The organism is Aquipuribacter nitratireducens (assembly GCF_037860835.1).
In the GTDB taxonomy this organism is placed as follows: Bacteria; Actinomycetota; Actinomycetes; order Actinomycetales; family JBBAYJ01; genus Aquipuribacter; species Aquipuribacter nitratireducens.
Genome location: NZ_JBBEOG010000002.1, coordinates 210,816 through 230,921, shown reverse-complemented (window position 1 = coordinate 230,921; position 20,106 = coordinate 210,816). Strand labels below are relative to the sequence as shown.

General features: G+C 74.1%; 21 protein-coding genes. 7 read left to right on the top strand and 14 right to left on the bottom strand.

Annotated features, from left to right (window positions below; translation table 11 throughout):
- Nucleotides 1-13: 13 nt before the first annotated feature.
- Nucleotides 14-469 (bottom strand): (deoxy)nucleoside triphosphate pyrophosphohydrolase, encoded by a 456-nt coding sequence (locus WAB14_RS04480; RefSeq protein ID WP_340267803.1) that lies wholly within the window; start codon nt 467-469, stop codon nt 14-16.
- 47 nt (nt 470-516) lie between these two features.
- Nucleotides 517-2,286, bottom strand: coding sequence for a BCCT family transporter (locus WAB14_RS04475; protein ID WP_340267801.1), 1,770 nt, complete (start codon nt 2,284-2,286; stop codon nt 517-519).
- A 157-nt stretch (nt 2,287-2,443) separates the two neighbouring features.
- Here WAB14_RS04475 and WAB14_RS04470 point away from each other — a divergent pair, with 157 nt between their 5' ends.
- The gene (locus WAB14_RS04470; protein ID WP_340267799.1) at nt 2,444-3,139 is read left to right on the top strand and encodes a VOC family protein; all 696 of its coding nucleotides are present in this window, start codon (nt 2,444-2,446) and stop codon (nt 3,137-3,139) included.
- Nucleotides 3,136-3,846 (top strand): VIT1/CCC1 transporter family protein, encoded by a 711-nt coding sequence (locus WAB14_RS04465; protein ID WP_340267797.1) that lies wholly within the window; start codon nt 3,136-3,138, stop codon nt 3,844-3,846. Before WAB14_RS04470 ends, WAB14_RS04465 begins: the two co-directional genes overlap by 4 nt.
- Before the next feature lie 6 nt (nt 3,847-3,852).
- Here WAB14_RS04465 and WAB14_RS04460 read toward each other — a convergent pair whose 3' ends face one another.
- From WAB14_RS04460 to ychF, 7 genes are all read right to left on the bottom strand, one after another.
- Entirely contained in the window at nt 3,853-4,929 is a 1,077-nt protein-coding gene (locus WAB14_RS04460; protein ID WP_377002448.1) for an ABC transporter ATP-binding protein, read from the bottom strand.
- A complete protein-coding gene (locus tag WAB14_RS04455; protein ID WP_340267795.1) occupies nt 4,926-6,050 on the bottom strand; it encodes an ABC transporter ATP-binding protein in 1,125 nt (374 codons plus the stop codon). The genes WAB14_RS04460 and WAB14_RS04455 overlap by 4 nt, the downstream gene beginning before the upstream one ends.
- Nucleotides 6,047-7,108 carry an ABC transporter permease gene (locus WAB14_RS04450; RefSeq protein ID WP_340267793.1) on the bottom strand — a complete coding sequence of 354 codons (1,062 nt, stop codon included), beginning with the start codon at nt 7,106-7,108 and terminating at the stop codon, nt 6,047-6,049. The genes WAB14_RS04455 and WAB14_RS04450 overlap by 4 nt, the downstream gene beginning before the upstream one ends.
- Before the next feature lie 46 nt (nt 7,109-7,154).
- A complete protein-coding gene (locus WAB14_RS04445; protein ID WP_340267791.1) occupies nt 7,155-8,681 on the bottom strand; it encodes an ABC transporter permease in 1,527 nt (508 codons plus the stop codon).
- 289 nt (nt 8,682-8,970) lie between these two features.
- On the bottom strand, nt 8,971-10,734 hold the full coding sequence (locus tag WAB14_RS04440; RefSeq protein WP_340267789.1) for an ABC transporter family substrate-binding protein: 1,764 nt from the start codon (nt 10,732-10,734) through the stop codon (nt 8,971-8,973).
- Between the two features lie 216 nt (nt 10,735-10,950).
- The gene (locus tag WAB14_RS04435; protein ID WP_340267787.1) at nt 10,951-11,724 is read right to left on the bottom strand and encodes a sulfite exporter TauE/SafE family protein; all 774 of its coding nucleotides are present in this window, start codon (nt 11,722-11,724) and stop codon (nt 10,951-10,953) included.
- Nucleotides 11,721-12,818, bottom strand: a complete 1,098-nt coding sequence (ychF, locus tag WAB14_RS04430) for a redox-regulated ATPase YchF (protein ID WP_340267785.1) — start codon at nt 12,816-12,818, stop codon at nt 11,721-11,723. The genes WAB14_RS04435 and ychF overlap by 4 nt, the downstream gene beginning before the upstream one ends.
- 73 nt (nt 12,819-12,891) lie before the next feature.
- Here ychF and WAB14_RS04425 point away from each other — a divergent pair, with 73 nt between their 5' ends.
- Nucleotides 12,892-14,040, top strand: a complete 1,149-nt coding sequence (locus WAB14_RS04425; protein ID WP_340267783.1) for a DNA recombination protein RmuC — start codon at nt 12,892-12,894, stop codon at nt 14,038-14,040.
- Nucleotides 14,041-14,287: 247 nt separating this feature from the next.
- On the opposite strand, the gene WAB14_RS04420 is transcribed toward WAB14_RS04425, so the two are convergent.
- Both WAB14_RS04420 and WAB14_RS04415 read right to left on the bottom strand, forming a co-directional pair.
- Nucleotides 14,288-14,542, bottom strand: a complete 255-nt coding sequence (locus WAB14_RS04420) for a hypothetical protein (RefSeq protein WP_340267781.1) — start codon at nt 14,540-14,542, stop codon at nt 14,288-14,290.
- A 2-nt stretch (nt 14,543-14,544) separates the two neighbouring features.
- Nucleotides 14,545-15,528 carry a 4-hydroxy-3-methylbut-2-enyl diphosphate reductase gene (locus tag WAB14_RS04415; RefSeq protein ID WP_340267779.1) on the bottom strand — a complete coding sequence of 328 codons (984 nt, stop codon included), beginning with the start codon at nt 15,526-15,528 and terminating at the stop codon, nt 14,545-14,547.
- A 24-nt stretch (nt 15,529-15,552) separates the two neighbouring features.
- Between WAB14_RS04415 and xseA the strand changes: the two genes are divergently transcribed.
- Nucleotides 15,553-16,812 (top strand): exodeoxyribonuclease VII large subunit, encoded by a 1,260-nt coding sequence (gene xseA / locus WAB14_RS04410; protein ID WP_340267777.1) that lies wholly within the window; start codon nt 15,553-15,555, stop codon nt 16,810-16,812.
- A gap of 35 nt (nt 16,813-16,847) precedes the next feature.
- Nucleotides 16,848-17,027 carry an exodeoxyribonuclease VII small subunit gene (locus tag WAB14_RS04405; protein WP_340268459.1) on the top strand — a complete coding sequence of 60 codons (180 nt, stop codon included), beginning with the start codon at nt 16,848-16,850 and terminating at the stop codon, nt 17,025-17,027.
- Here WAB14_RS04405 and WAB14_RS04400 read toward each other — a convergent pair whose 3' ends face one another.
- Together WAB14_RS04400 and WAB14_RS04395 are read right to left on the bottom strand one after the other, a co-directional pair.
- Nucleotides 17,028-17,657, bottom strand: coding sequence for a DUF4245 family protein (locus WAB14_RS04400; RefSeq protein ID WP_340267775.1), 630 nt, complete (start codon nt 17,655-17,657; stop codon nt 17,028-17,030).
- Nucleotides 17,658-17,686: 29 nt separating this feature from the next.
- Nucleotides 17,687-18,013, bottom strand: coding sequence for a helix-turn-helix transcriptional regulator (locus WAB14_RS04395; protein ID WP_340267773.1), 327 nt, complete (start codon nt 18,011-18,013; stop codon nt 17,687-17,689).
- Between the two features lie 64 nt (nt 18,014-18,077).
- On the opposite strand from WAB14_RS04395, the gene WAB14_RS04390 reads away from it, so the two are divergent.
- Complete coding sequence (locus WAB14_RS04390) at nt 18,078-19,016, top strand: carbohydrate kinase family protein (protein ID WP_340267771.1); 939 nt, start codon at nt 18,078-18,080, stop codon at nt 19,014-19,016.
- Nucleotides 19,013-19,621, top strand: coding sequence for a carbonic anhydrase (locus tag WAB14_RS04385; RefSeq protein ID WP_340267769.1), 609 nt, complete (start codon nt 19,013-19,015; stop codon nt 19,619-19,621). Before WAB14_RS04390 ends, WAB14_RS04385 begins: the two co-directional genes overlap by 4 nt.
- On the opposite strand, the gene WAB14_RS04380 is transcribed toward WAB14_RS04385, so the two are convergent.
- On the bottom strand, nt 19,608-20,096 hold the full coding sequence (locus WAB14_RS04380) for a methyltransferase family protein (RefSeq protein WP_340267767.1): 489 nt from the start codon (nt 20,094-20,096) through the stop codon (nt 19,608-19,610). The genes WAB14_RS04385 and WAB14_RS04380 overlap by 14 nt on opposite strands.
- Nucleotides 20,097-20,106: the final 10 nt, after the last annotated feature.

Here is a 20,106-nt window from a genome sequence, read left to right as displayed (position 1 = left end):
CGACCAGTGTGCCTCAGGTGAGGAGCTGCTCGATCCGGCGGAGGGCGAGGGCGTCCGCAGGCAGCCACGGCACGGTCCACAGGTCGTGGGCCGTGAGCCAGCGCAGCTCGTCGTGGTCGGCGAGAGGGCGGGCGCTCGTGCCGTCGACCGCCTCGGCGAGCCACAGCCGCAGGACGAGCTCCCCGGTGAGCGGCCACACCCTCCCGTGGTCGGGGTCGTCGACGCAGCCTGCGCCGAGGACCTCCTCCCCGGTGCGGACCCGGACGCCGAGCTCCTCGTCGAGCTCGCGGTGCAGGGCCTCCTCGGCCGTCTCGCCGGGGTCGACCTTGCCGCCGGGGAACTCCCAGAACCCGGCGAGGGCGGCCGGGGCGTTGCGCCGCGCCGCGAGGAGCCGGGTCGGCCGGTCGAGGTCGTCGACGACGGCGGCGCCGACGACGAGCCGGGTGCGGGTGGGCGGGACGTGGGGCACGGGCCCAGGCTGTCACGCTCGGGCCCGCGCCCCGTGCCTCGCGCCCGCTATGGGCGTTCGCGTGGTCCGGTGCCGGCGGGGGTCCGGGCGCCGGCGGCGACGCTGCCCGGGTGGTCGTCCGGGCCGAGCCCGTCGACCCGGCCGTCGTTCTCCAGCTCCGCGGCGACGTCGGCGGCGAGCCGCTTCGTCCGCCGTCGGCGACGGCGGTGGTCGACCTCCGCCCACTCCTCCCGGAACGCCCGCAGCGTCGCGACCATCATCATGATCATGACGAAGGAGAACGGCAGCGCGATGACGATCGCCGTGGTCTGCAGCGCGCTGAGCCCGCTGGTCGCGCCGGTGACGGCCCCGACGATGAGGAGCGCGGCGGCGACGACGCCCTCGAGGACGGCCCACATGACGCGGCTCCACGTGGGCGGGTTCGTGTTGCCGCCCGAGGCGAGCATGTCGACGACGAGGGAGCCGGAGTCCGACGAGGTGACGAAGAACGTCACGATGAGGACGAGCGCGACGACGCTGACGACCGCGCCGAACGGCAGGCCGTCGAGCATGAGGAACAACGACGTGTTGGTGTCGACCGCCCCCTCGGCGCCGACGAGACCGCCCTCGCCGAAGAGCTCGCGGTACAGCGCCGTGCCCCCGAGCACGGAGAACCACAGGAACGTCAGGAGCGTCGGGACGGCGAGGACGCCGACGACGAACTCGCGCACCGTGCGACCGCGGGAGATGCGGGCGATGAAGACGCCGACGAACGGCGCCCACGACATCCACCAGCCCCAGTAGAACGTCGTCCACGAGGCCTGCCACGCCTGCCCCGCCTCACCCTGCAGCGGCGAGGTGTCGAACGTGAGGCGCAGGACGTTGGCGGCGTACAGGCCGAGGCTCGCGACGAACTCCCGCAGGAGGAAGAGGGTGGGCCCGGCGAGCAGCACGAAGAGCAGGACGAGCGCCGCGAGCACCATGTTGACGTTCGACAGGATCCGGATGCCCTTGGCGACGCCGGTGACGACCGACAGGACCGCGAGGCCCGTGATGGCGGCGATGAGGACGGTCTGCCACAGGGGGGTGTTCGCGGGCAGCCCGAGGAAGTCGAGGCCGGCGGACAGCTGGAGCACCCCGAAGCCGAGGGACGTCGCGACACCGAAGAGCGTGCCGACGACGGCGATGACGTCGATGACGTCGCCGAAGCGGCCGCGGGCGACCTTCTCGCCGACGAGCGGCTCGATGGCCCACCGGATGGAGATCGGCCGGCCCTTGCGGTGCACGGCGTAGGCGATGGCGAGACCGACGACGACGTAGATCGCCCACGCGTGGACGCCCCAGTGAAGGTAGGTGGTCGTGATGGCCTGAGCGCCCGCCTGGGCCTGGGTGCCGTCGAAGCCGGGACGCGGTGCGGCGAAGTGGTTGAGCGGCTCGGCGACGCCCCAGAACACGAGCCCGATGCCCATGCCGGCGCTGAAGAGCATGGCGAACCAGCTGCGGAGGCCGAACTCCGGCGCCTCGTCGTCCCGGCCGAGGCGCAGGTCGCCGTAGCGGCTGAACGCGACGAAGCCGGAGAAGACGACGAACGCCGCGATGAGGAGCACGTAGTACCAGCCGAAGCCGGCGAGCACGACGCCCTGGACGCCGCTCATCGCCTCGGCCGTCGCGCCGGGGAAGACGAGCGCGAGCAGGGCGAAGACGGCGATCACGGCGGCCGCGGGCCAGAAGACCCTCGGCTCGATCGAACGGCCGCGCTCCACCGGCGGTGTGACGGGTGACGGTGTGGCGGGGCCGGTCGCCTCCGTGGCGGGGCGGTCGGCGGCTGGGGCAGACATGACAACTCCTCGGTCGCCCTGGGAGAGGGCGGAGTGGGCAGGGACCGCCACCCTGACTATCCCCCGATGGCTGAGTCGTCAATCTGATCGTGACCTCACCGTGACGTCGACGGCCGGTCCTGGGCTGTCCCCGGAGCCGGGTCTAGCGTGGTCGGACATGAGCCACGACGCGTCCGGCCCGAGGGTGCTCGGGCACGCCGAGACCCTCGTCCAGCTGCAGGACCTGCCCGGCTGGGAGGTGGTCGCCGGGGCGTTGCACGCCCGCTTCGACGCCCCCGACGTGCCGAGTGCGGTGGGCCTCGTGGTCGACGCCTTCGACGAGGCCGAGCTCATGGACCACCACCCCGACACGGACCTGCGGTGGCGACGGGTGCGCTTCGCCCTGTCGACGCACAGCGCGGGCGGCGTCACGCAGCTCGACGTCGAGCTCGCCCACCGCATCGAGTCCGTCGCCGCGGCCCGCGGTGCCACGCACCTACCCGCCGCGGCGCAGCAGGTCGAGCTGGGCGTGGACACGCGCGACCACACCGCCCTCGCCCCGTTCTGGCGGGCCGCACTCGGGTACCGCGACGCCGACGACGACGGGACGGTCCTCGAGGACCCGCACGGCCGCGGGCCGCAGGTCTGGTTCCAGAGCACGACGACCCCGGCGAGTCCCCCGGGCACGCGGGGCCGGCTCCACGTCGACGTGAGCGTCGCCACCCTGGAGGAGGCCGCGGCACGCCGGCAGGCCGTCGAGGCGGCCGGTGGTCGCCTGCTCGACGACACCCACGCCCCCGCGTGGTGGGTGTACGCGGACCCGGACGGCAACGAGCTGTGCGTGTGCACGGGATTCGGCCGGGAGCAGCCGTGAGCGCGGCCCCCCACGCCGAGGAGACCTCGCTCGCGGCGTTCAACGCACGGCTCAACTGGCTGCGCGCCGGGGTGCTCGGCGCCAACGACGGCATCGTCTCGACCGCCGGCCTCGTCGTCGGGGTCGCGGGCGCCACCGGCGACCGCACGGCCCTCGTCGTCGCGGGGCTCGCGGGGATCGTCGCCGGGGCGCTGTCGATGGCGGGCGGGGAGTACGTGTCGGTGAGCACCCAGCGCGACACCGAGCGCGCGATGCTCGCGAAGGAGGCGCGCGAGCTGGAGGAGACCCCGGAGGAGGAGCTCGAGGAGCTGACCGGCTTCTACCGGGCGAAGGGCCTGTCGGCGGCGACCGCCCGGACGGTGGCGGAGGAGCTGACGGCGCACGACGCGCTGGCGGCCCACGCGGAGGCCGAGCTCGGCATCGAGGGGGACAGCCTCGTCAACCCGTGGCACGCGGCGTGGGCGTCGATGATCGCCTTCACGCTCGGGGCGCTCCTGCCGTTCCTCGCCATCGTGCTGCCGTCGGCGGGCGCCCGCCTGCCGGTGACGGTCGCCGCCGTCGTCGTCGCGCTGTGCGTCACCGGGACGGTGTCGGCCCGCCTCGGCGGCGCCCCCGTCGCCCCGGCGGTCCTGCGGGTGGTCGGGGTGGGGGTGCTCGCGATGGCGCTCACCTTCGCCGTGGGCTCCCTCGTCGGCGGCGCCCTGTAGGGACCCTCAGAACCCGGTCGGGCCGTCCTCCGGGAAGTGGCAGGCGACCCGGTGGCCCGGGGCGACCTCCGCGAGCGGCGGCTCCTCGCTCGCGCACACGTCCTGCGCCTTCCAGCAGCGGGTGCGGAACCGGCAGCCGCTCGGCGGGTTGAGGGGGCTCGGTACGTCGCCGGTGAGCGTGATGCGTTCGCGGCGCCGCTCCTTCACAGGGTCCGCGACGGGCGCGGCGGACAGCAGCGCGCGGGTGTACGGGTGCTTGCCGCGGCCGTAGAGGGTGTCCCGCTCCGCGATCTCCACGACCTTGCCGAGGTACATCACGGCGACGCGGTCGGAGATGTGGCGGACGACCGACAGGTCGTGGGCGATGAAGAGGTACCCGAGGCCCATCCGCTGCTGGAGCTCCTCGAGCAGGTTGATGACGCCGGCCTGCACCGACACGTCGAGCGCCGACACCGGCTCGTCGAGGACGAGCATCTTCGGCTCGAGGGCGAGCGCGCGGGCGATGCCGATGCGCTGCCGCTGCCCGCCGGAGAACTCGTGGGGGAACCGGTTGCCGTGCTCGGGGCTGAGGCCCACGAGGCGCAGCAGCTCCGCGACGCGCTCCATGCCGCTCTTCCGGTCCCACACCCCGTGGATCTTCAGGGGCTCCCCGACGATGTCGTTGACGGGCAGCTTGGGGTTGAGCGAGGCGTAGGGGTCCTGGAAGACGATCTGGAGGTCGCGGCGCACGGGCCGCAGCTGGCGCGCCGACATCTCCGTCAGCTCCTGGCCCTCGAACCGGACGGAGCCGGACGTCGGCTTGTGGAGCTGGAGGATGGCGCGCCCGGTCGTCGACTTGCCGCAGCCGGACTCCCCGACGATGCCGAGCGTCTCCCCGCCGTCGACGGCGAACGACACGCCGCTCACCGCCTGGACGTGACCGACGGTGCGGCGCAGCAGGCCGCCGCCGCGCACGGGGAAGTTCATGACGAGGTCGGAGACCTCGAGGAGCTTCCGGTGGGTGCCGGGGGCACCTGCGGGGTCAGTCGCGGGGTCGACGGCACCCGCCGGGTACTGCGGGCTCGGCGTGGGCGTGGTGCTCATGCGGTCGGGCTCCCTGCGGTGGTGCTGCCGGCGCGGAAGATCTCGGTGGCGTCCTCGTAGGCGGCCACCTCCTCCCACCGGTGGCACGCCGCGTGGTGGTCGCGGCGGTCGGTCTCGTACAGCGGCGGCTCGCTCGTGCGGCACTGCTCGATCGCGAGCGGGCAGCGCGGCCGGAACGGGCACCCCTCGGGCAGCTGGATGAGCGAGGGCGGCGTGCCGTCGATGGGGCGCAGCCGCTCGCCGATCATGTCGGCCTGGGGGACGGAGCCGAGCAGCCCCGCCGTGTACGGCATGCGGGGCGCCGCGAAGACCTCCTCGACGCCGGCGGTCTCCACCGGCTTGCCGGCGTACATGACGAGGACCCGGTCGGCGATGCCGGCGATGACGCCGAGGTCGTGGGTGATGAAGACGATGGCGGCGTCGACGGCGTCCTTCACCTCGAGCAGCGTGTCGAGGATCTGGGCCTGGACGGTGACGTCGAGCGCGGTGGTCGGCTCGTCGGCGAAGATGACGTCCGGCCGGTTGATGACCGCCATCGCGATCATGGCGCGCTGCCGCATGCCGCCGGAGAACTCGTGCGGGTAGGCCCGCAGGCGGTCCTTCGCCTGCGGGATGCCGACGAGGTCGAGCATCTCCTGCGCCCGCTTGAGCGCCGCGGACTGCGACACGTGCTCGTGGGAGCGGACGGCCTCGGCGAGCTGGAAGCCGACGGTGAGGACGGGGTTCATCGCCGTCATGGGGTCCTGGAAGATCATCCCGATCTTCCGCCCGCGCAGGGAGCGCTGCTCCTGCGGGCTCATCCGCAGGACGTCCTTGCCGCGGTAGAGGATCTGGCCGGTCACGCGGGCGGTCTTCGGCAGCAGGCCCATGACGGCCATGCTCGAGACCGACTTGCCGGAGCCCGACTCCCCGACGATCCCGAGGACCTCCCGGGGGCGCAGGCTGTAGCTGACGCCGCGGACGGCCTTGACGAGGCCGTCGTCGGTGGGGAACGCGACCGTGAGGTCGTCGACCCGCAGGATCTCCTCCGTCGGGTCGACGGCGGGGGCGACGAGCCCGGACTCGACGATGCCGGACGCGCCGGTGGGCTGGTCGGCAGGCTGGTCGGCGGGATGGCTCATGCGCGCACCTTGTTCTGGCGCGGGTCGAACGCGTCGCGCAGGCCGTCGCCGATGAAGTTGATGGTGAGGGCGATCCCGATGATGAAGACGCCCGGGAACCAGAACAGCCACGGCCGGGTGGCGAAGGCCGTCTGGTACGTGCTGATGAGCTGGCCGAGGCTCGTGTCGGGCGGCTGCACGCCGAAGCCGAGGAAGCTGAGCGCGGTCTCGAGGAGGATCGCCGCGGCGATGGTGAGCGTCGCGCTCACGATGATCGTCGAGATCGTGTTGGGGAGGATGTGGCGGGTGATGATGCGGAACGGGCCGGCGCCCATCGCCCGGGCCGCCTCGACGAACTCGCGCTCCTTGAGCGACAGCACCTCCCCCCGGACGAGTCGGGACAGGCTCGTCCAGACGACGATGCCGAGGAACAGGCCGAGCACCGCGGCGGTGCCGTCCGTGCTGCTGCCGACGACGGCGGCGAGGACGAGGAGCGGGATCGCGATGATGACGTCGACGAGGCGCATGAGGACGGTCTCGACCGTCCCGCCGAAGTAGCCGGCGATCGAGCCGATGACCGTGCCGACGAGCGTCGCGACGAGACCGACGATGAGGGCGATCTGCAGCGACTGCTGCGCGCCGCGCATCGTGGTGGCGAAGTAGTCCCGTCCGATGCTGTCCTGGCCGAACGGGTGCTCACCGAGACCGACGCCGTCGCCGTCGACGAAGGCGGGGAGGACGTCGAGGGTCGGCCGGCCGCCGTCGACGACGGCACCGGTCTGCGTGTACGACTTGTCCCACCAGCCGGGGATCGGGCCTGCCCCGATGCTCGAGACCGCGAGCACGACGATCGCGACGAAGAAGAACAGCGCGACCATGGCCGCGCGGTGGCGCAGGAAGCGCCGCAGGACCAGCTCGCGCTGCGTGCGTGCCTTGACGGTGAAGCCCTCCTCGCCCGCCCGCAGCTCCCGCGCCTCGTCGTCGCCGCGTCGCTCGACGTTCTCGTCGAGGACGGCGTCGTCCTTCAGCTCGGTCGCGTTGGGGTTGCGGTCACGGGGGGTGCGGGGCGGGACGGTCACGGGGTCTCCTCGGGGCGGCGGCGGGTCGGCTGGCGGCGGGGTGCCGTCACGACAGCCGGATCCGTGGGTCGAGGTAGGCGTAGAGGATGTCGGCGACGAGGTTGAACACGACGACGAGCACGGCCGTGACGACGAAGAAGCCCATGACGGGGTTGGGGTCGACGTTGCGCAGCCCGTCGACGAACAGCCGGCCCATGCCGGACCAGCCGAAGACGGTCTCGGTGATCACCGCCCCGCCGATGACCGAGCCGAAGTCGACCGCCGCGAGGGTCGTGACGGGAATGAGGGCGTTGCGGAACGCGTGCCGGACGGTGACCGTCCGCTCCGTCAGCCCCTTCGCGCGGGCCGTGCGGACGTAGTCCATGTTGAGGACCTCGAGCATCGACGCGCGCGTGTAACGGGTGTACGTCGCGAAGGAGATGAGGATGAGCGCGGCGGTGGGGAGGATGAGCGACGTCGACCGGTCGAGCCACACCTCCCAGAAGGTGCCGTCGAAGTTCGGCGTGCCGGAGCCGATCGTCTTGATGACACGGCCGTTGACCCGGTCGTAGTACGCGGAGAACGCGGCGAGCACGTAGTCGGTGAAGACGGTGCCGCCGGTGAGCAGCGCCGTGAGCACGCCGGCCCGGATGGCCTGGGGCCGGTCGAGACCGCCGAGGAGCACCCCCGCGACGACGCCGACGGCGACGAGACCGAGGGTGCAGGCGAAGATCAGCAGCCACGAGGGGTCGCGGAGCGGCCCGGCGAGCAGCATGGCGCCGACGAGGCCGCCGCCGGCGGCCGCGAGCGAGGCGAAGAGGACGCGACGGTTGCGGATGCCGGACACGAGGAAGGTGATGCCGACCGCCCAGCCGAGGCTGATGAGGACGACGAGCACGGGCCCCAGGGCCGGCCGCGCGAACCACTCGACCGCGTCGAGGTAGACGAGCACGGCGGCGGTGGCGGCTGCCGCGACAGCCGCGACCGTGAGGCGGCGCCGGGGCCTGCCGCCGAACACCGCCTGCCAGAACAGGGCCGCGAAGGCGGCGAGGGCGATCGTGACGGTGAGCGGGATGCCGGGGTCGGCGAGCCAGTCGTTGAGTCGGATGGCCCCGAACTCCTTGAGGAGGACGGCGACCCAGAAGATCGGCAGGGAGAAGAAGAGGAAGGCGACGAACGTGACGGTGTAGTCGAAGCCCGTGTACTGCCGCAGCGCGGAGATGATGCCGATCGTGACGCCGAAGATGACCGCGAGGACCGTCGCGGCCGTCACGAGGCGGAGCGTCGACAGGACCGCGAGGGACAGCAGGTCGGTGACCGGCTGCTGGGTGATCGACTGGCCGAGGTCGCACGCGCCGACGAGGCAGCCGGCGGCCCCGGCGAGCCAGCCGAGGTAGCGCTGGAGCACGGGCTGGTCGAGCCCGAGGAGCTCGATGCGGCCGGCGATGGCCGCCTCGCGCTGCGACTCGTTGGGGATGGGGTAGAGCTCCTCGAGCGGGTCACCGGAGTTCGCCACGAGGACGTACACGACGAAGGTCGCCGCGAGCAGCGTGAAGAACGAGATGATGACGCGCCGCGCGATGAAGACACCCACCGCTGACCTCCTGAGTCCTGTGGCCGGGTGCCGTCCCCGTCCCGCCCCGCTCGTGGCGGGCGGTGCGGGTCGCGGACCCGACGTCTCGCGGCACGGGGCCACGTCGTCGTGCCCGGTCGAGGACCGGGGGTGCCCGCGCCGTCCGCCGCACGAAGCGTACGACCTGCGCGTGGCTGCTCGGTACGCCCGAGATGTCGGGCCGGGCAACGGGACGGGGCCCCGCCGTGCGGGCGGGGCCCCGTCTCGTGTCGGTGCTGGTGGTGCTGGTGCTCAGGTCAGGCGTCAGCCGTCACTGGGCGGTGTTGCGCCACTCCCACGCGTTCCACGTGAGGTCGGCCTGGGTCGGGTTGTAGACGACACCCTCGACACCGGAGGCGGTGGCGAGCAGACCCGGGAAGGTGAAGCCCGGGATCGTCGCGAGGTCCTCCCAGAGGATCGTCTCGATCTGGGTGACGAGCTCCAGCTGCGCGTCCGGGTCGGGCTCCTGCGTCAGCTGCTCGAGCAGGGCGTCGACCTCCTCGTTGCAGTAGTAGCCGTTGTTGTTGCCCTTGGGCTCACCCTCGGGGACGCACTCGAACGTCGAGACGGAGCCCGACTTCAGCGGGGAGCCCGCCCACGCGAACTGCGCGACGTCGAAGGCGCCCGTGGCGAGCTCGCCGTCGGCCTCGAAGAAGTTCTCGTTGCCGATGTCCTGGACGTCGAAGCCGGCGCCGCTGGGGCCGCAGGCGTCGACGATGAGGGCGGCCTCCTGCTGGCGGCGCGGGTTCGCGTTGTGCCCGAGGCGCAGCGTGGTGCCGGTGAGGCCGTTCTCCTCGAGGAGCGCGGCGGCCGCCTCGATGTCCTGCTCGGACTGGTCGGCGTAGGCCGCGTCGACGACCTCCTGGTACCCGTTCTCGAACGGGAAGACGAAGCGCGCGTTGAGCACCTCGGCCTCGGGGTTGAGCGGGGCGATGAGGTTGTCGATCATCGTCTGGCGCGGCAGGCACAGCGCGAACGCCTCGCGGAGGATCGGGTCCGCGAACTCGCCCTGGAAGTTGAAGTCCCAGTGCTCGTACGTGTACTGGTCCTGGCCCTCGACCTCGACCGCGTCACCGATCGCCTCGAGCTGCGCGAGCAGGTCGGGGCTGGGCTGGGGGGCCATGGCCTGGATCTCGCCGTTCTGCAGCGCCTGGGCCTGGGCGTCCTGGCCGATGAAGCGCGTGACGATGGTGTCCGAGGCCGGCGGGGTGCCCCACCACTCGGGGTTCGCCGTGTAGGTGATCGACTGCCCGGCGTCCCAGCTGTCGACGAGGTAGGGACCGGAGGACAGCGCGATGTCGCTGTTCCACTCGCCGGGCGCGAAGTTCCACCCGGTGTTCCAGAATTCGGCGGCCGGGGTGAGGGCCGCCGCGTCGCCCGCGTCGACGGCGGCGATGATGTCCTCGACGCCGCTCTCCTGCTCGAGGATGTGAGCCGGCTTGATGGCGCCGTAGGTGGCCGCGTAGTCGGCGTACGGCGTCTCGTACGTGACGGTGAAGGTCTTGTCGCCGTCGGCGCAGTCGGGCCGGGCGTGGTCCTCGTAGCCGGTGTTCCCGGCGGCGGAGAACTCGGGGAAGCCGCCGTTCTGGGCCGCCCAGTACAGGACGGCGTCGTCGCAGTCGATCGGCTCGCCGTCGGACCAGACGGCCTCCTCGGCGAACGTGTACTCGATGGTCAGCGGGTCCTCGCTCGTGACCTCGAACGAGCCGTACTCCTCGTCGGGCACGACGCTGCCGTCGGGCCCGAAGTACCAGAAGCCGCGCAGGACGGGGTTGAGGGCGACCGCGTTGGCGCTGGCGTTGGTGTCCGCGGTGTCGGAGTTGTACGAGAAGATCTCCTGCTCGTACGCCCAGGTGAAGGTGCCCTCACCGCCGGCTGCAGGGGCGCTGGCGTCGTCGCCTGGCTCGGTCTCGGCGGCGCCGCCGCCGACCGTGGCCTCGTCGTCCGACTCGCCCGAGGTCGCGCACGCACTGAGCACGAGGGCGGAGCCGGCGAGCAGCGCGACGTACTTCGCGCTCTTCCGGGTGCTGATCACAGGGGATCCTCCATAAGGGTTCTGCGTCGCCGCAGGGCTCATGGCCCCTCACGGCGGGTGACCGCCGAAACATGCCCCAGACCGGACGGACGGTGCAAGAACGTCCGTAGGGGCGTTACCGAGTCGCAACCGTTGTGGGTGTGTGCTCGTTACCCGCTGGTAGCGCGGAGTCGTCGTTCGCACACCATCCGTGACGTACCGGGAGATTCCGGGCAGTCAGCCGAGAGCGGCCTGGGCGAGCAGCGCCGTCCCCGCCACGGCGGACAGCCCGAGGACGCCACGGCGCAGCCGACCGGCGGCGAGCCGGCGGCGCAGCGGCGCGGCCGCGACGTACCCGACGAGCACGGCCGGGACGAGGACGGCGCCGGCGACGAGGTCGGCGCGGCTCACCTCGCCGACGGCGACGAGCGAGCCGATGCTCAGCAGCGCCCCGACCAGGAAGAACGTCGCGAGCGTCGCCCGGAGGGTGCCGCCCGCGGCGTTGCGGTAGGCGATCGCCATCGGCGGCCCGCCGATCCCGGCGGTCGTACCGCCGACGCCGCTGAGTGCGCCCGCGAGCGTGAGGGAGGTGCGGCGCGGGGAGCGTCCCGGTCGGGCACGCGCGGGCGCGCCCGGGGCCTCGACCCGCCGGTCGGCCCGGACCGAGGCCGCGACGGCGAGGAGGACCACGGCGGCGACGAGCACCTGGAGCCCGCGCACGGGCAGCCACGCCACCGCGAGGGCGCCGACCGCGCCACCGGGGACCCGCCCGACGAGGGCCCAGCCCAGTCCACGGAGGTCGAGGTGCGCGCGTTCCCGGACGGCCTGGAGCACCGTGAGGGGCAGGACGGCGACGAGGACGGCCACCGGGACCAGCTCCGGGGCGAGGAGCGCGAGGACGGGGACGGAGAGCAGCGCGAGGCCGAAGCCAAGGACGCCCTGGACGAGCGCGCCGAGGCCGACGGCGAGGAGGCAGGCGACGGCGACGACCGGGTCGTCGAGACCCGTCACACGTTGAACCGGAACTCGACGACGTCGCCGTCCGCCATCACGTAGTCCTTGCCCTCCATGCGGACCCTGCCCCGCGACTTCGCCTCCGTCATCGAGCCCGCGTCGACGAGGTCGTCGTAGGACACGACCTCCGCCTTGATGAAGCCGCGCTGGAAGTCGGTGTGGATGACGCCGGCCGCCTCCGGCGCCGTCGCGCCCTGCGGGATCGTCCAGGCCCGGGACTCCTTCGGGCCCGCGGTCAGGTAGGTCTGCAGCCCGAGCGTCGCGAAGCCGACGCGCGCGAGCTGGTGCAGCCCCGGTTCGCTCTGGCCGGACTCGGCGAGCAGCTCGGCCGCGTCGTCGGCGTCGAGGCCGGCGAGCTCGGACTCCAGCTGGGCGTCGAGGAAGATCGCCTCGGCCGGTGCGACGAGCTGCTGGAGACGCTCACGGGCGGCGAGCGCCGCCGGGTCGTCGCCGAGGCTCGCGGGGTCGACGTTGAAGACGTAGAGGAACGGCTTCGTGGTGAGCAGGCCCAGCTCACGGAGGTGCGCGGGCTCGAGCCGACCCGCCTTCACCGCGGTGGAGAGCGGCAGCCCGTCGCTCAGCGCCGCCTCGGCAGCTCGGGCGGCCTCGAGGACGGCGGGGTCGGCCTTCTTGCCCCTCACCTCCTTCTCCAGGCGCGGCAGCGCGTTCTCGACGGTCTGGAGGTCGGCGAGGACGAGCTCGGTGTTGATCGTCTCGATGTCGGCCGCGGGGTCGACTCGGCCGTCGACGTGCGTGACGTCGTCGTCGACGAACGCGCGGATCACCTGGCAGATCGCGTCCGCCTCGCGGATGTTCGCGAGGAACTTGTTCCCCAGGCCCTGTCCCTCGCTCGCCCCCTTCACGATGCCGGCGATGTCGACGAACGACACGGTCGCGGGGACGACCCGCTCGCTGTCGAACAGCCGGGCCAGCACCGCCAGGCGCGGGTCGGGCAGCGGCACCACGCCGACGTTGGGCTCGATGGTGGCGAACGGGTAGTTCGCCGCGAGCACGTCGTTGGCGGTGAGCGCGTTGAAGAGGGTGGACTTGCCGACGTTGGGAAGGCCGACGATGCCGATGGTCAGAGCCACGTGGGGGGAGTCTACGGGCCGGGCCGGGGTGTCCTCCGCGGTTGTGTCGGGGGCCTCGCGGACGATCGTGGGCATGGACGTCGTGGTGTCAACGGGGCCGCTCCTCCTCGCGGCTGTCGTCGGGCTGGTCCTCGGCGCCGTCGGTGCGGTCGTGGTGCTCCGGCCCCGCGCGGCCGCCGTCCGGGCCGGGGTCACGGCGGAGCGCGACCTGCTCCGCGGCCGGGTGGCCGACCTGCAGGCGGCGCTCGGGGACCGCGACGAGCACGCCCGCGCCCTCGGTCCCCTGTCCTCCGCGCTGGCGCGCGTCGAGCGGCAGGTCGCCACCCTCGAGCGCGACCGCGTCGACCAGTACGCGGGGCTGCGCGAGCAGGTGCGCGGCCTGCTGGAGGCGAGCGAGGCGCTCCGGGGCGAGACCGCGACCCTGTCCGGGGCCCTGCGCTCCCCCAACGCCCGCGGGTCGTGGGGCGAGGTCCACCTGCGGCGGGTCGTGGAGCACGCGGGCATGCTCGCCCGGGTCGACTTCTCCCAGCAGGTGAGCGGGACCACGGCCTCCGGGGCCCTGGTCCGCCCGGACCTCGTCGTCCACCTGCCCGGCGGCAAGCACGTCGTCGTCGACGCCAAGGCCCCGATGGCGGCGTTCCTCGAGCAGCGTCACACCGACCACGCACGGGCTCTCCGCACGCACGTCGACGCCCTCGCCGCGAAGGAGTACTGGACCGCCGTGGCCGGCTCCCCCGAGCTCGTCGTGTGCTTCGTGCCGGGTGAGGCCTTCCTCGCGGCGGCGTGCGAGGCCGACCCCGCTCTGCTGGAGGCGGCCATGGCGAAGCGGGTCGTGCTCGCGACCCCCACCACGCTGCTCGCGCTGCTGCGCACCGTGGCCCTCACGTGGCAGCAGGAGTCGCTCGCGGGAGCCGCGCGCGAGGTCCACGAGGTCGGTCGCGAGCTCTACACGCGACTCGGGACGCTGGGGAACCGGACCGCGAAGCTCGGGCGGGACCTCCAGCGGTCGGTCGACGACTACAACGCCCTCGTCGCGACGCTGGAGACCCGCGTGCTCGTGACCGCCCGCCGGATGCACGACCTCGACGTCGTCGCCGACGAGCTCGCCGCCCTCGACCCGGTCGACTCCGTCCCACGCGGGCTGACGGCACCGGAGCTGCTGGAGGGCCCGGACGGGGCGGACGCGCTCACCGGGACCGACGGTCGGCGGCGCGCGGGCTGAGCCTGTCGGGTCGGGCCTGTCGGGTCGGGCCCGTCGGGTCGGGCCTGTCGGGTTGTGTGCGGGGTCGGGTGGAGGGTCGGTCCATGAGATCGCCGATGACGTCGGAGACGCTGCGCGGTCCGGTCGTGGCGCTCGCCGCCTCGTGTCCGTCGCACCTCCCCCCCGGGAGCCTGGGACGGCCCCGAGGGCCTGGTGGAACGCCATCTCGCCGGTCTGCTCGCCGCGGCGGCGTGACGGCGTGCGCGGCTCAGGTCCGGAAGGCCTCCGCCGCTTCTCGGACGACGGCGTCGGCGGTCAGCTCGAGCTCGTCGTGGAGCTCCGGCGTGTCGGGAGCCGCGTGCAGCCGCGCGCGGGCCCGCTCCAGGGCGGCGCGTGCGGCTGTCGGCGCGGTGCCGGGCAGGGCGTCGAGGACGGCGGGGACGAGCCAGTCGACGTCGAGGGTGCCGGTGGGCGGGGCGAAGACCCGCTCACCGCTCACCCAGTCGGTCGGCGGCTCGCCCACCGTCAGGCCTTGGCCGCGGCCTGCGCGAGCTTCGCCTGCTTGATGTCGCGCCGCAGCTCCTTGGGCAGGGAGAACAGGAGGTCCTCCTCGGCGGTGACGACCTCCTCGCAGTCGCCGTACCCGCGCTCCGCGAGCCAGTCGAGGACCTCGCGGACGAGGATCTCGGGCACCGACGCACCGGAGGTCACGCCCACCGTCTCGACACCCTCGAGCCACGCCTCGTCGAGCTCGCGGGCGTTGTCGACCCGGTAGGAGGCCTGGGCGCCGTTCTCCAGCGCCACCTCGACGAGCCGGACGCTGTTGGAGGAGTTGGCCGAGCCCACGACGACGACGAGCTCGGCGTCCCGCGCGACCTTCTTGACCGCCACCTGCCGGTTCTGGGTGGCGTAGCAGATGTCGTCGCTCGGCGGGTCCTGCATCTCGGGGAAGCGCTCCCGCAGCCGGCGGACGGTCTCCATCGTCTCGTCGACGCTCAGGGTGGTCTGGGACAGCCACACGACGCGGGACGGGTCGCGGACGACGACGCCGTCGACGTCGTCGGGGCCGTCGACGAGCTGGATCCGCTCCGGCGCCTCGCCCGCGGTGCCCTCGACCTCCTCGTGCCCGGCGTGGCCGATGAGGAGGATGTCGAAGTCGTCGTCGGCGAAGCGGACGGCCTCGCGGTGCACCTTCGTGACGAGGGGGCACGTCGCATCGATCGTCTGCAGCATCCGGCGCGCGGCCTCCGCGTGGACCTGCGGGGACACCCCGTGGGCGCTGAAGACCACGCGCGCGCCCTCGGGCACCTCGTCGGTCTCGTCGACGAACACCGCCCCGCGCGCCGCGAGGGTCTCCACGACGTGCTTGTTGTGGACGATCTGCTTGCGGACGTAGACGGGCGGGCCGTACAGCTCGAGCGCCTTCTCGACGGCCACGACGGCCCGGTCGACGCCGGCGCAGTACCCGCGGGGGGCGGCCAGGAGGACACGCTTGCGGGGTTCGGTCACCCCCCCATCGTAGGTTTGCCGACGATGAGCCGCGTCCCCGACCCGTTGCCCGACCGCGCGGCGGACACCACCGCCGAGCGGCCGTGGCCGCTGCGGCTCCTCGCGCACAACATCGGGGTGTACGTCGACAGGATGCCGGCGCTGTGGGTCGAGGCCCAGGTCGTGTCCCTGGCCCGCCGGTCGGGCCTGGCCTTCCTCGACGTCCGCGACACCGACACCGACACCCGCATGTCGGCGGTCGTCCCCCTCCGCACCCTCGACGCCGCCGGGCCGGGCGTCCGGGAGGGGGCCCGGGTCGTGCTGCGGGTGCAGGTCCGCTTCCACACCGGCCGGGGGACGCTGTCGCTCTTCGTCGTCGTCGTGCGGCCGGTCGGCGAGGGCGAGCTCCTCGCCCGGCTCGAGCAGCTGCGTCGCACACTCGCCGGCGAGGGCCTCTTCGACCCCGCGCGGAAGCGGCCGCTGCCGTTCCTGCCCCGCGCCGTCGGCCTCGTGTGCGGGCGCGGCAGCGCCGCCGAGCGGGACGTAGTGGACAACGCGCGCCGCCGCTGGCCCGCCGTGCGGGTCGTCGTGCGGGAGGTCGCCGTGCAGGGTCCGCTCGCCGTCACCGAGGTCGGCGAGGCGCTCGCCGCGCTCGACGCCGACGCCGGCGTCGACGTCATCGTCGTGGCCCGCGGCGGCGGGTCGACCGAGGACCTGCTCCCCTTCAGCAACGAGGCGCTCGTGCGGGCGGTCGCCGCGTGCCGCACCCCCGTCGTGTCCGCCATCGGCCACGAGACGGACACACCCCTGCTCGACCTCGTCGCCGACGTACGCGCGTCGACACCGACGGACGCCGCCCGCCGGGTCGTGCCCGACGCCACCGAGGAGGCCCGGCTCCTCGCCGAGGCCCGCGGCCGCGGGCACCAGGCGGTGCGACGCCGGGTCGAGCGCGAGCGCGAGGCGCTCACGGACCTGCGCTCCCGCCCGGCCCTGCGGGACCTGCGCACGCTCTTCGCCGACCGGCGGCGCGCGGTCGTCGAGCTCCGCGAGCGGGGCCACGGCGCGGCGCGACGGACCGCCCGGCGGCACGCCGAGACCCTGACGGCGACCCTCGCCCACCTGCGTGCGGTGTCGCCCGGCGCGACGCTGGCCCGCGGTTACGCCGTCGTGCGCGGCGCCGACGGGCACGTCCTCACCGACGCCCGGCGGGCCGCAGCCGGCGACACCGTCCACGTCGCGCTCGCCGGCGGCGCCCTCGAGGCCCGCGTGACGACCGTCGACCCCACCCCGAGGAGCAACCCGTGACCACGTCCGACGACAGCCTCCCAGAGCCCGGCGACATGACGTACGAGGCGGCGCGCGACGAGCTCGTGGACGTCGTGCGACGCCTCGAGTCCGGCGGCGCCGACCTCGAGGAGTCGCTGCGGCTGTGGGAACGCGGCGAGGCGCTCGCCGCCCGGTGCCAGGAGGTGCTGGACGGCGCCCTGCGACGACTCGACGAGGGAGCCCGCGCGGACTGATCAGCGTCCGTTGAGGACCGGGCTGACGGCCTCGACGACGTCGACGAGGGCGGGCACGTCGTCGGCGGCGTGCACGAGCGTCGTCGTGCCCGCCGGTCCGTCGAACCGGTACGTCGTCCGGTCGTCGCCGCGCGTGTAGCGCCACCACGTGGTCCCGCCGACCTCGAGCGGCTCCGCCGCGTCGAGCACCGACGCGTCGTCCGCCCGCGCGAGCCACCGCTCTGTGACGTCGCGGGCCTGCTCGACGTCGACGCGGCGGTCGTCCGGCGACAGCAGCCCCACCCGCCACGTCGGCACGTCCTCGACCACCTGGCTGCGGGCGTAGTCCACCTGCCAGCCCTCGCCGAGGGTGACGACGGTGACGGCCTGCCCCGACGGGGTCGCGGCCGCCGCTCCCTCCGGCGCCGGACCGCCCAGCGGCAGGACGGGCTCGAGGCCCACCTCGGCTCGGGCGGCGTCCGCGGCCGCGAGCGCGACGGTCGTGTCGACCGCGGGCTGGCGCACCTCGCCCGGCATCGGCGCGAGGACGAGGACGCCGGCCACGAGCACGAGGATGACCGCGAGGCTGCGCACCATGTCGAGGGCGGTGCCGCGCGCACCGCGCCGCGGGGGCCGGGCCTGCTCGCTCACGCGCCCATCGTCACCCACGCGGGGCCGGCTCAGCCCGCCGGGGCCTCGGCGTCGCTGAAGATGCGGAGCAGCTCACCGACCGCGTGGGCGGACTCCGCCGGGTGCCGGAACGGCAGGTCGTCGTGGACGCGGTAGGAGTTGCGGCGCCCGACCCGGGTCTTCGACACGTACCCGCCCTGCTCGAGGTCGACGAGGATGGACTGCGCCGCGCGCTCGGTGATCCCCACCCCCGCGGCGATGTCCCGCAGCCTCGCCTCCGGGTCGCGGCTCACCTGCACGAGGACGTGGCCGTGGTTGGACAGGAATGTCCACGGGCGCGCCCGCGCGGGCGGGGTGCCCTCCACCGCAGCGGCCATGACCGCAGACGCTAGCGGCCCTGGTCGTGGGGTGGGGAGCCACGCGCCCGATAGCCTGCCTGCCGTGGCACGGGCGCTGGTGGTCGGAGAGGCACTCGTCGACGTCGTCGTGGGGCCGGAGGGCCAGCCCCTCGGGCGTCACCCGGGCGGCAGTCCCGCGAACGTCGCGCTCGGCCTGGCCCGGCTCGGGCACCGCGCCGAGCTGCTGACGTGGGTGGGCGAGGACGACGACGGCGCGCTCGTCGCCGACCACCTGCGCGCCTCGGGCGTCACCCTCGTGGCCGGCTCGCGCGGCGCCGCGCGCACCCCGACCGCGACCGCGCGCCTGGACGCGGGCGGCGTCGCGACGTACGAGTTCGACCTCGACCCGACGCTGCCGACCGTCGACCTCGACGCGCTCACCGGCCACGAGGGCTTCGACGTCGTCCACACCGGGTCCATCGCCGCCGTGCTCGGCCCGGGCGGGGCCGTCGCGGAGGGCCTGCTGTCGCGGACGCGGCACCGCTCGACGATCTCCTACGACCCGAACACGCGGCCCGCGCTCATGGGCGAGCCCGACCTCGCGCTGGCGAAGGTGCTCGCCTACGTCGGGGTCGCCGACGTGGTGAAGGTGAGCGACGAGGACCTCGCGTGGCTGCGACCGGGCGTCGACCCGCTCGACGTCGCGGGCGCCTGGCTGCTGCGCGGGCCCTCGCTCGTCGTGGTGACCCGCGGCGCGGGCGGCGCGGACGCGGTGAGCGCCGGCGGCAGCGTCCACGTCGACACGCCCCCGACCGCCGTGGTCGACACCGTCGGCGCGGGCGACGCGTTCATGTCCGGTCTGCTCGACGGACTGGCCGCGCAGCGCCTCCTCGGCGCCGACCGCCGGGAGGCCCTCGGGGCGGCCGACGCCGACACGCTGACCGCCGTCCTGTCCCACGCCGCCCGGGTCGCGGCGATCACGTGCTCCCGGCCCGGGGCGGACCCGCCGAGCCGGGACGAGCTGGAGAGGAGCGCACCGTGACACCCGACGAGGCGTGGCGGACCCTGACGGAGGGCAACCGCAGGTTCGCGGAGGACCGTGCCGAGCGCCCCAACGCCGACCTCGGGACGCGCCGCGCGGCGGTTGCCGGCCAGGCACCGTTCGCCGCGGTCCTCGGGTGCAGCGACTCCCGCGTGGCGGCCGAGCTCGTGTTCGACCGCGGTCTCGGCGACCTCTTCGTCGTCCGCACCGCCGGCCACGTCGTCGACACCGCGGTGCTGGGGTCGCTGGAGTTCGCCGTCGACGCGCTCGGGGTGGCCCTCGTCGTCGTCCTCGGCCACCACTCCTGCGGCGCCGTGGCGGCCGCGGTCGCCACCGACGCCGGCGGCCCGGCGCCCGGCGGCTTCGTCCGCGACGTCGTCGACCTCGTCACCCCGAGCGTGCACGAGGCGGCCGGGCGGGGCCGGAGCCAGGTCGACGAGGTCGTCCGCACCCACGCCGAGGTGACGGCCCACGCGCTCCTCGCCCGCTCCGACGTCCTGCGCGAGCGCACCGACGGCGGCGGGCTCGGGGTCGTCGCGGCCGCCTACGACCTCGCCGAGGGCGTCGTCGCACCCGTGTGGTCCCGCGGCGTCACGACCACCTGAGTCCGGGCACGAGCCGGGGCACGCGCGCCGCGTAGTCCCGCCACTCCTGCCCGAACCGCTCCTCGAGGACCCGGTCCTCCACGCCTGCCTTCACGTGGAGCAGACCGGCGAGGCCGCAGGCCGCGAGGAGCGTCGTCACCCGCTGCCGCGCGAGCACCGCCCCGCCGGACGCCACGAGGAGACCGAGGTAGACGGGGTGCCGCACCCGCGCGAAGGCGCCGCGGGTGCGCAGGGCGGCCCCGTCGCGCGGCACGGGTGAGGCGGTGAGGTCCCGCCCCAGACCCGCCGCCGAGACCCCGGCGGTCGCGAGCCCCGTCACCACCGCGACCGCGCCGACGACCCGCACGGGGGCGACGGCGCGGTCGGGGACGGGCAGGCGCGGACCACCCGACACGACGTGGGCGGCGGCGAGCCCGGCCTGCGCCGGCACCAGCCACGCGGGCACGGACGGGGCGGCTCCTCGGCTGGCGGGCACGGGACCATGA

What these genes read in the sequence shown, in the direction of transcription:
- WAB14_RS04475 (WP_340267801.1), bottom strand. Translation starts at nt 2,286, where the DNA reads ATGTCTGCCCCAGCCGCCGACCGCCCCGCCACGGAGGCGACCGGCCCC.
- WAB14_RS04470 (WP_340267799.1), top strand. Translation starts at nt 2,444, where the DNA reads ATGAGCCACGACGCGTCCGGCCCGAGGGTGCTCGGGCACGCCGAGACC.
- WAB14_RS04460 (WP_377002448.1), bottom strand. Translation starts at nt 4,929, where the DNA reads ATGAGCACCACGCCCACGCCGAGCCCGCAGTACCCGGCGGGTGCCGTC.
- WAB14_RS04455 (WP_340267795.1), bottom strand. Translation starts at nt 6,050, where the DNA reads ATGAGCCATCCCGCCGACCAGCCTGCCGACCAGCCCACCGGCGCGTCC.
- WAB14_RS04425 (WP_340267783.1), top strand. Translation starts at nt 12,892, where the DNA reads ATGGACGTCGTGGTGTCAACGGGGCCGCTCCTCCTCGCGGCTGTCGTC.
- xseA (WP_340267777.1), top strand. Translation starts at nt 15,553, where the DNA reads ATGAGCCGCGTCCCCGACCCGTTGCCCGACCGCGCGGCGGACACCACC.
- WAB14_RS04405 (WP_340268459.1), top strand. Translation starts at nt 16,848, where the DNA reads ATGACGTACGAGGCGGCGCGCGACGAGCTCGTGGACGTCGTGCGACGC.
- WAB14_RS04395 (WP_340267773.1), bottom strand. Translation starts at nt 18,013, where the DNA reads ATGGCCGCTGCGGTGGAGGGCACCCCGCCCGCGCGGGCGCGCCCGTGG.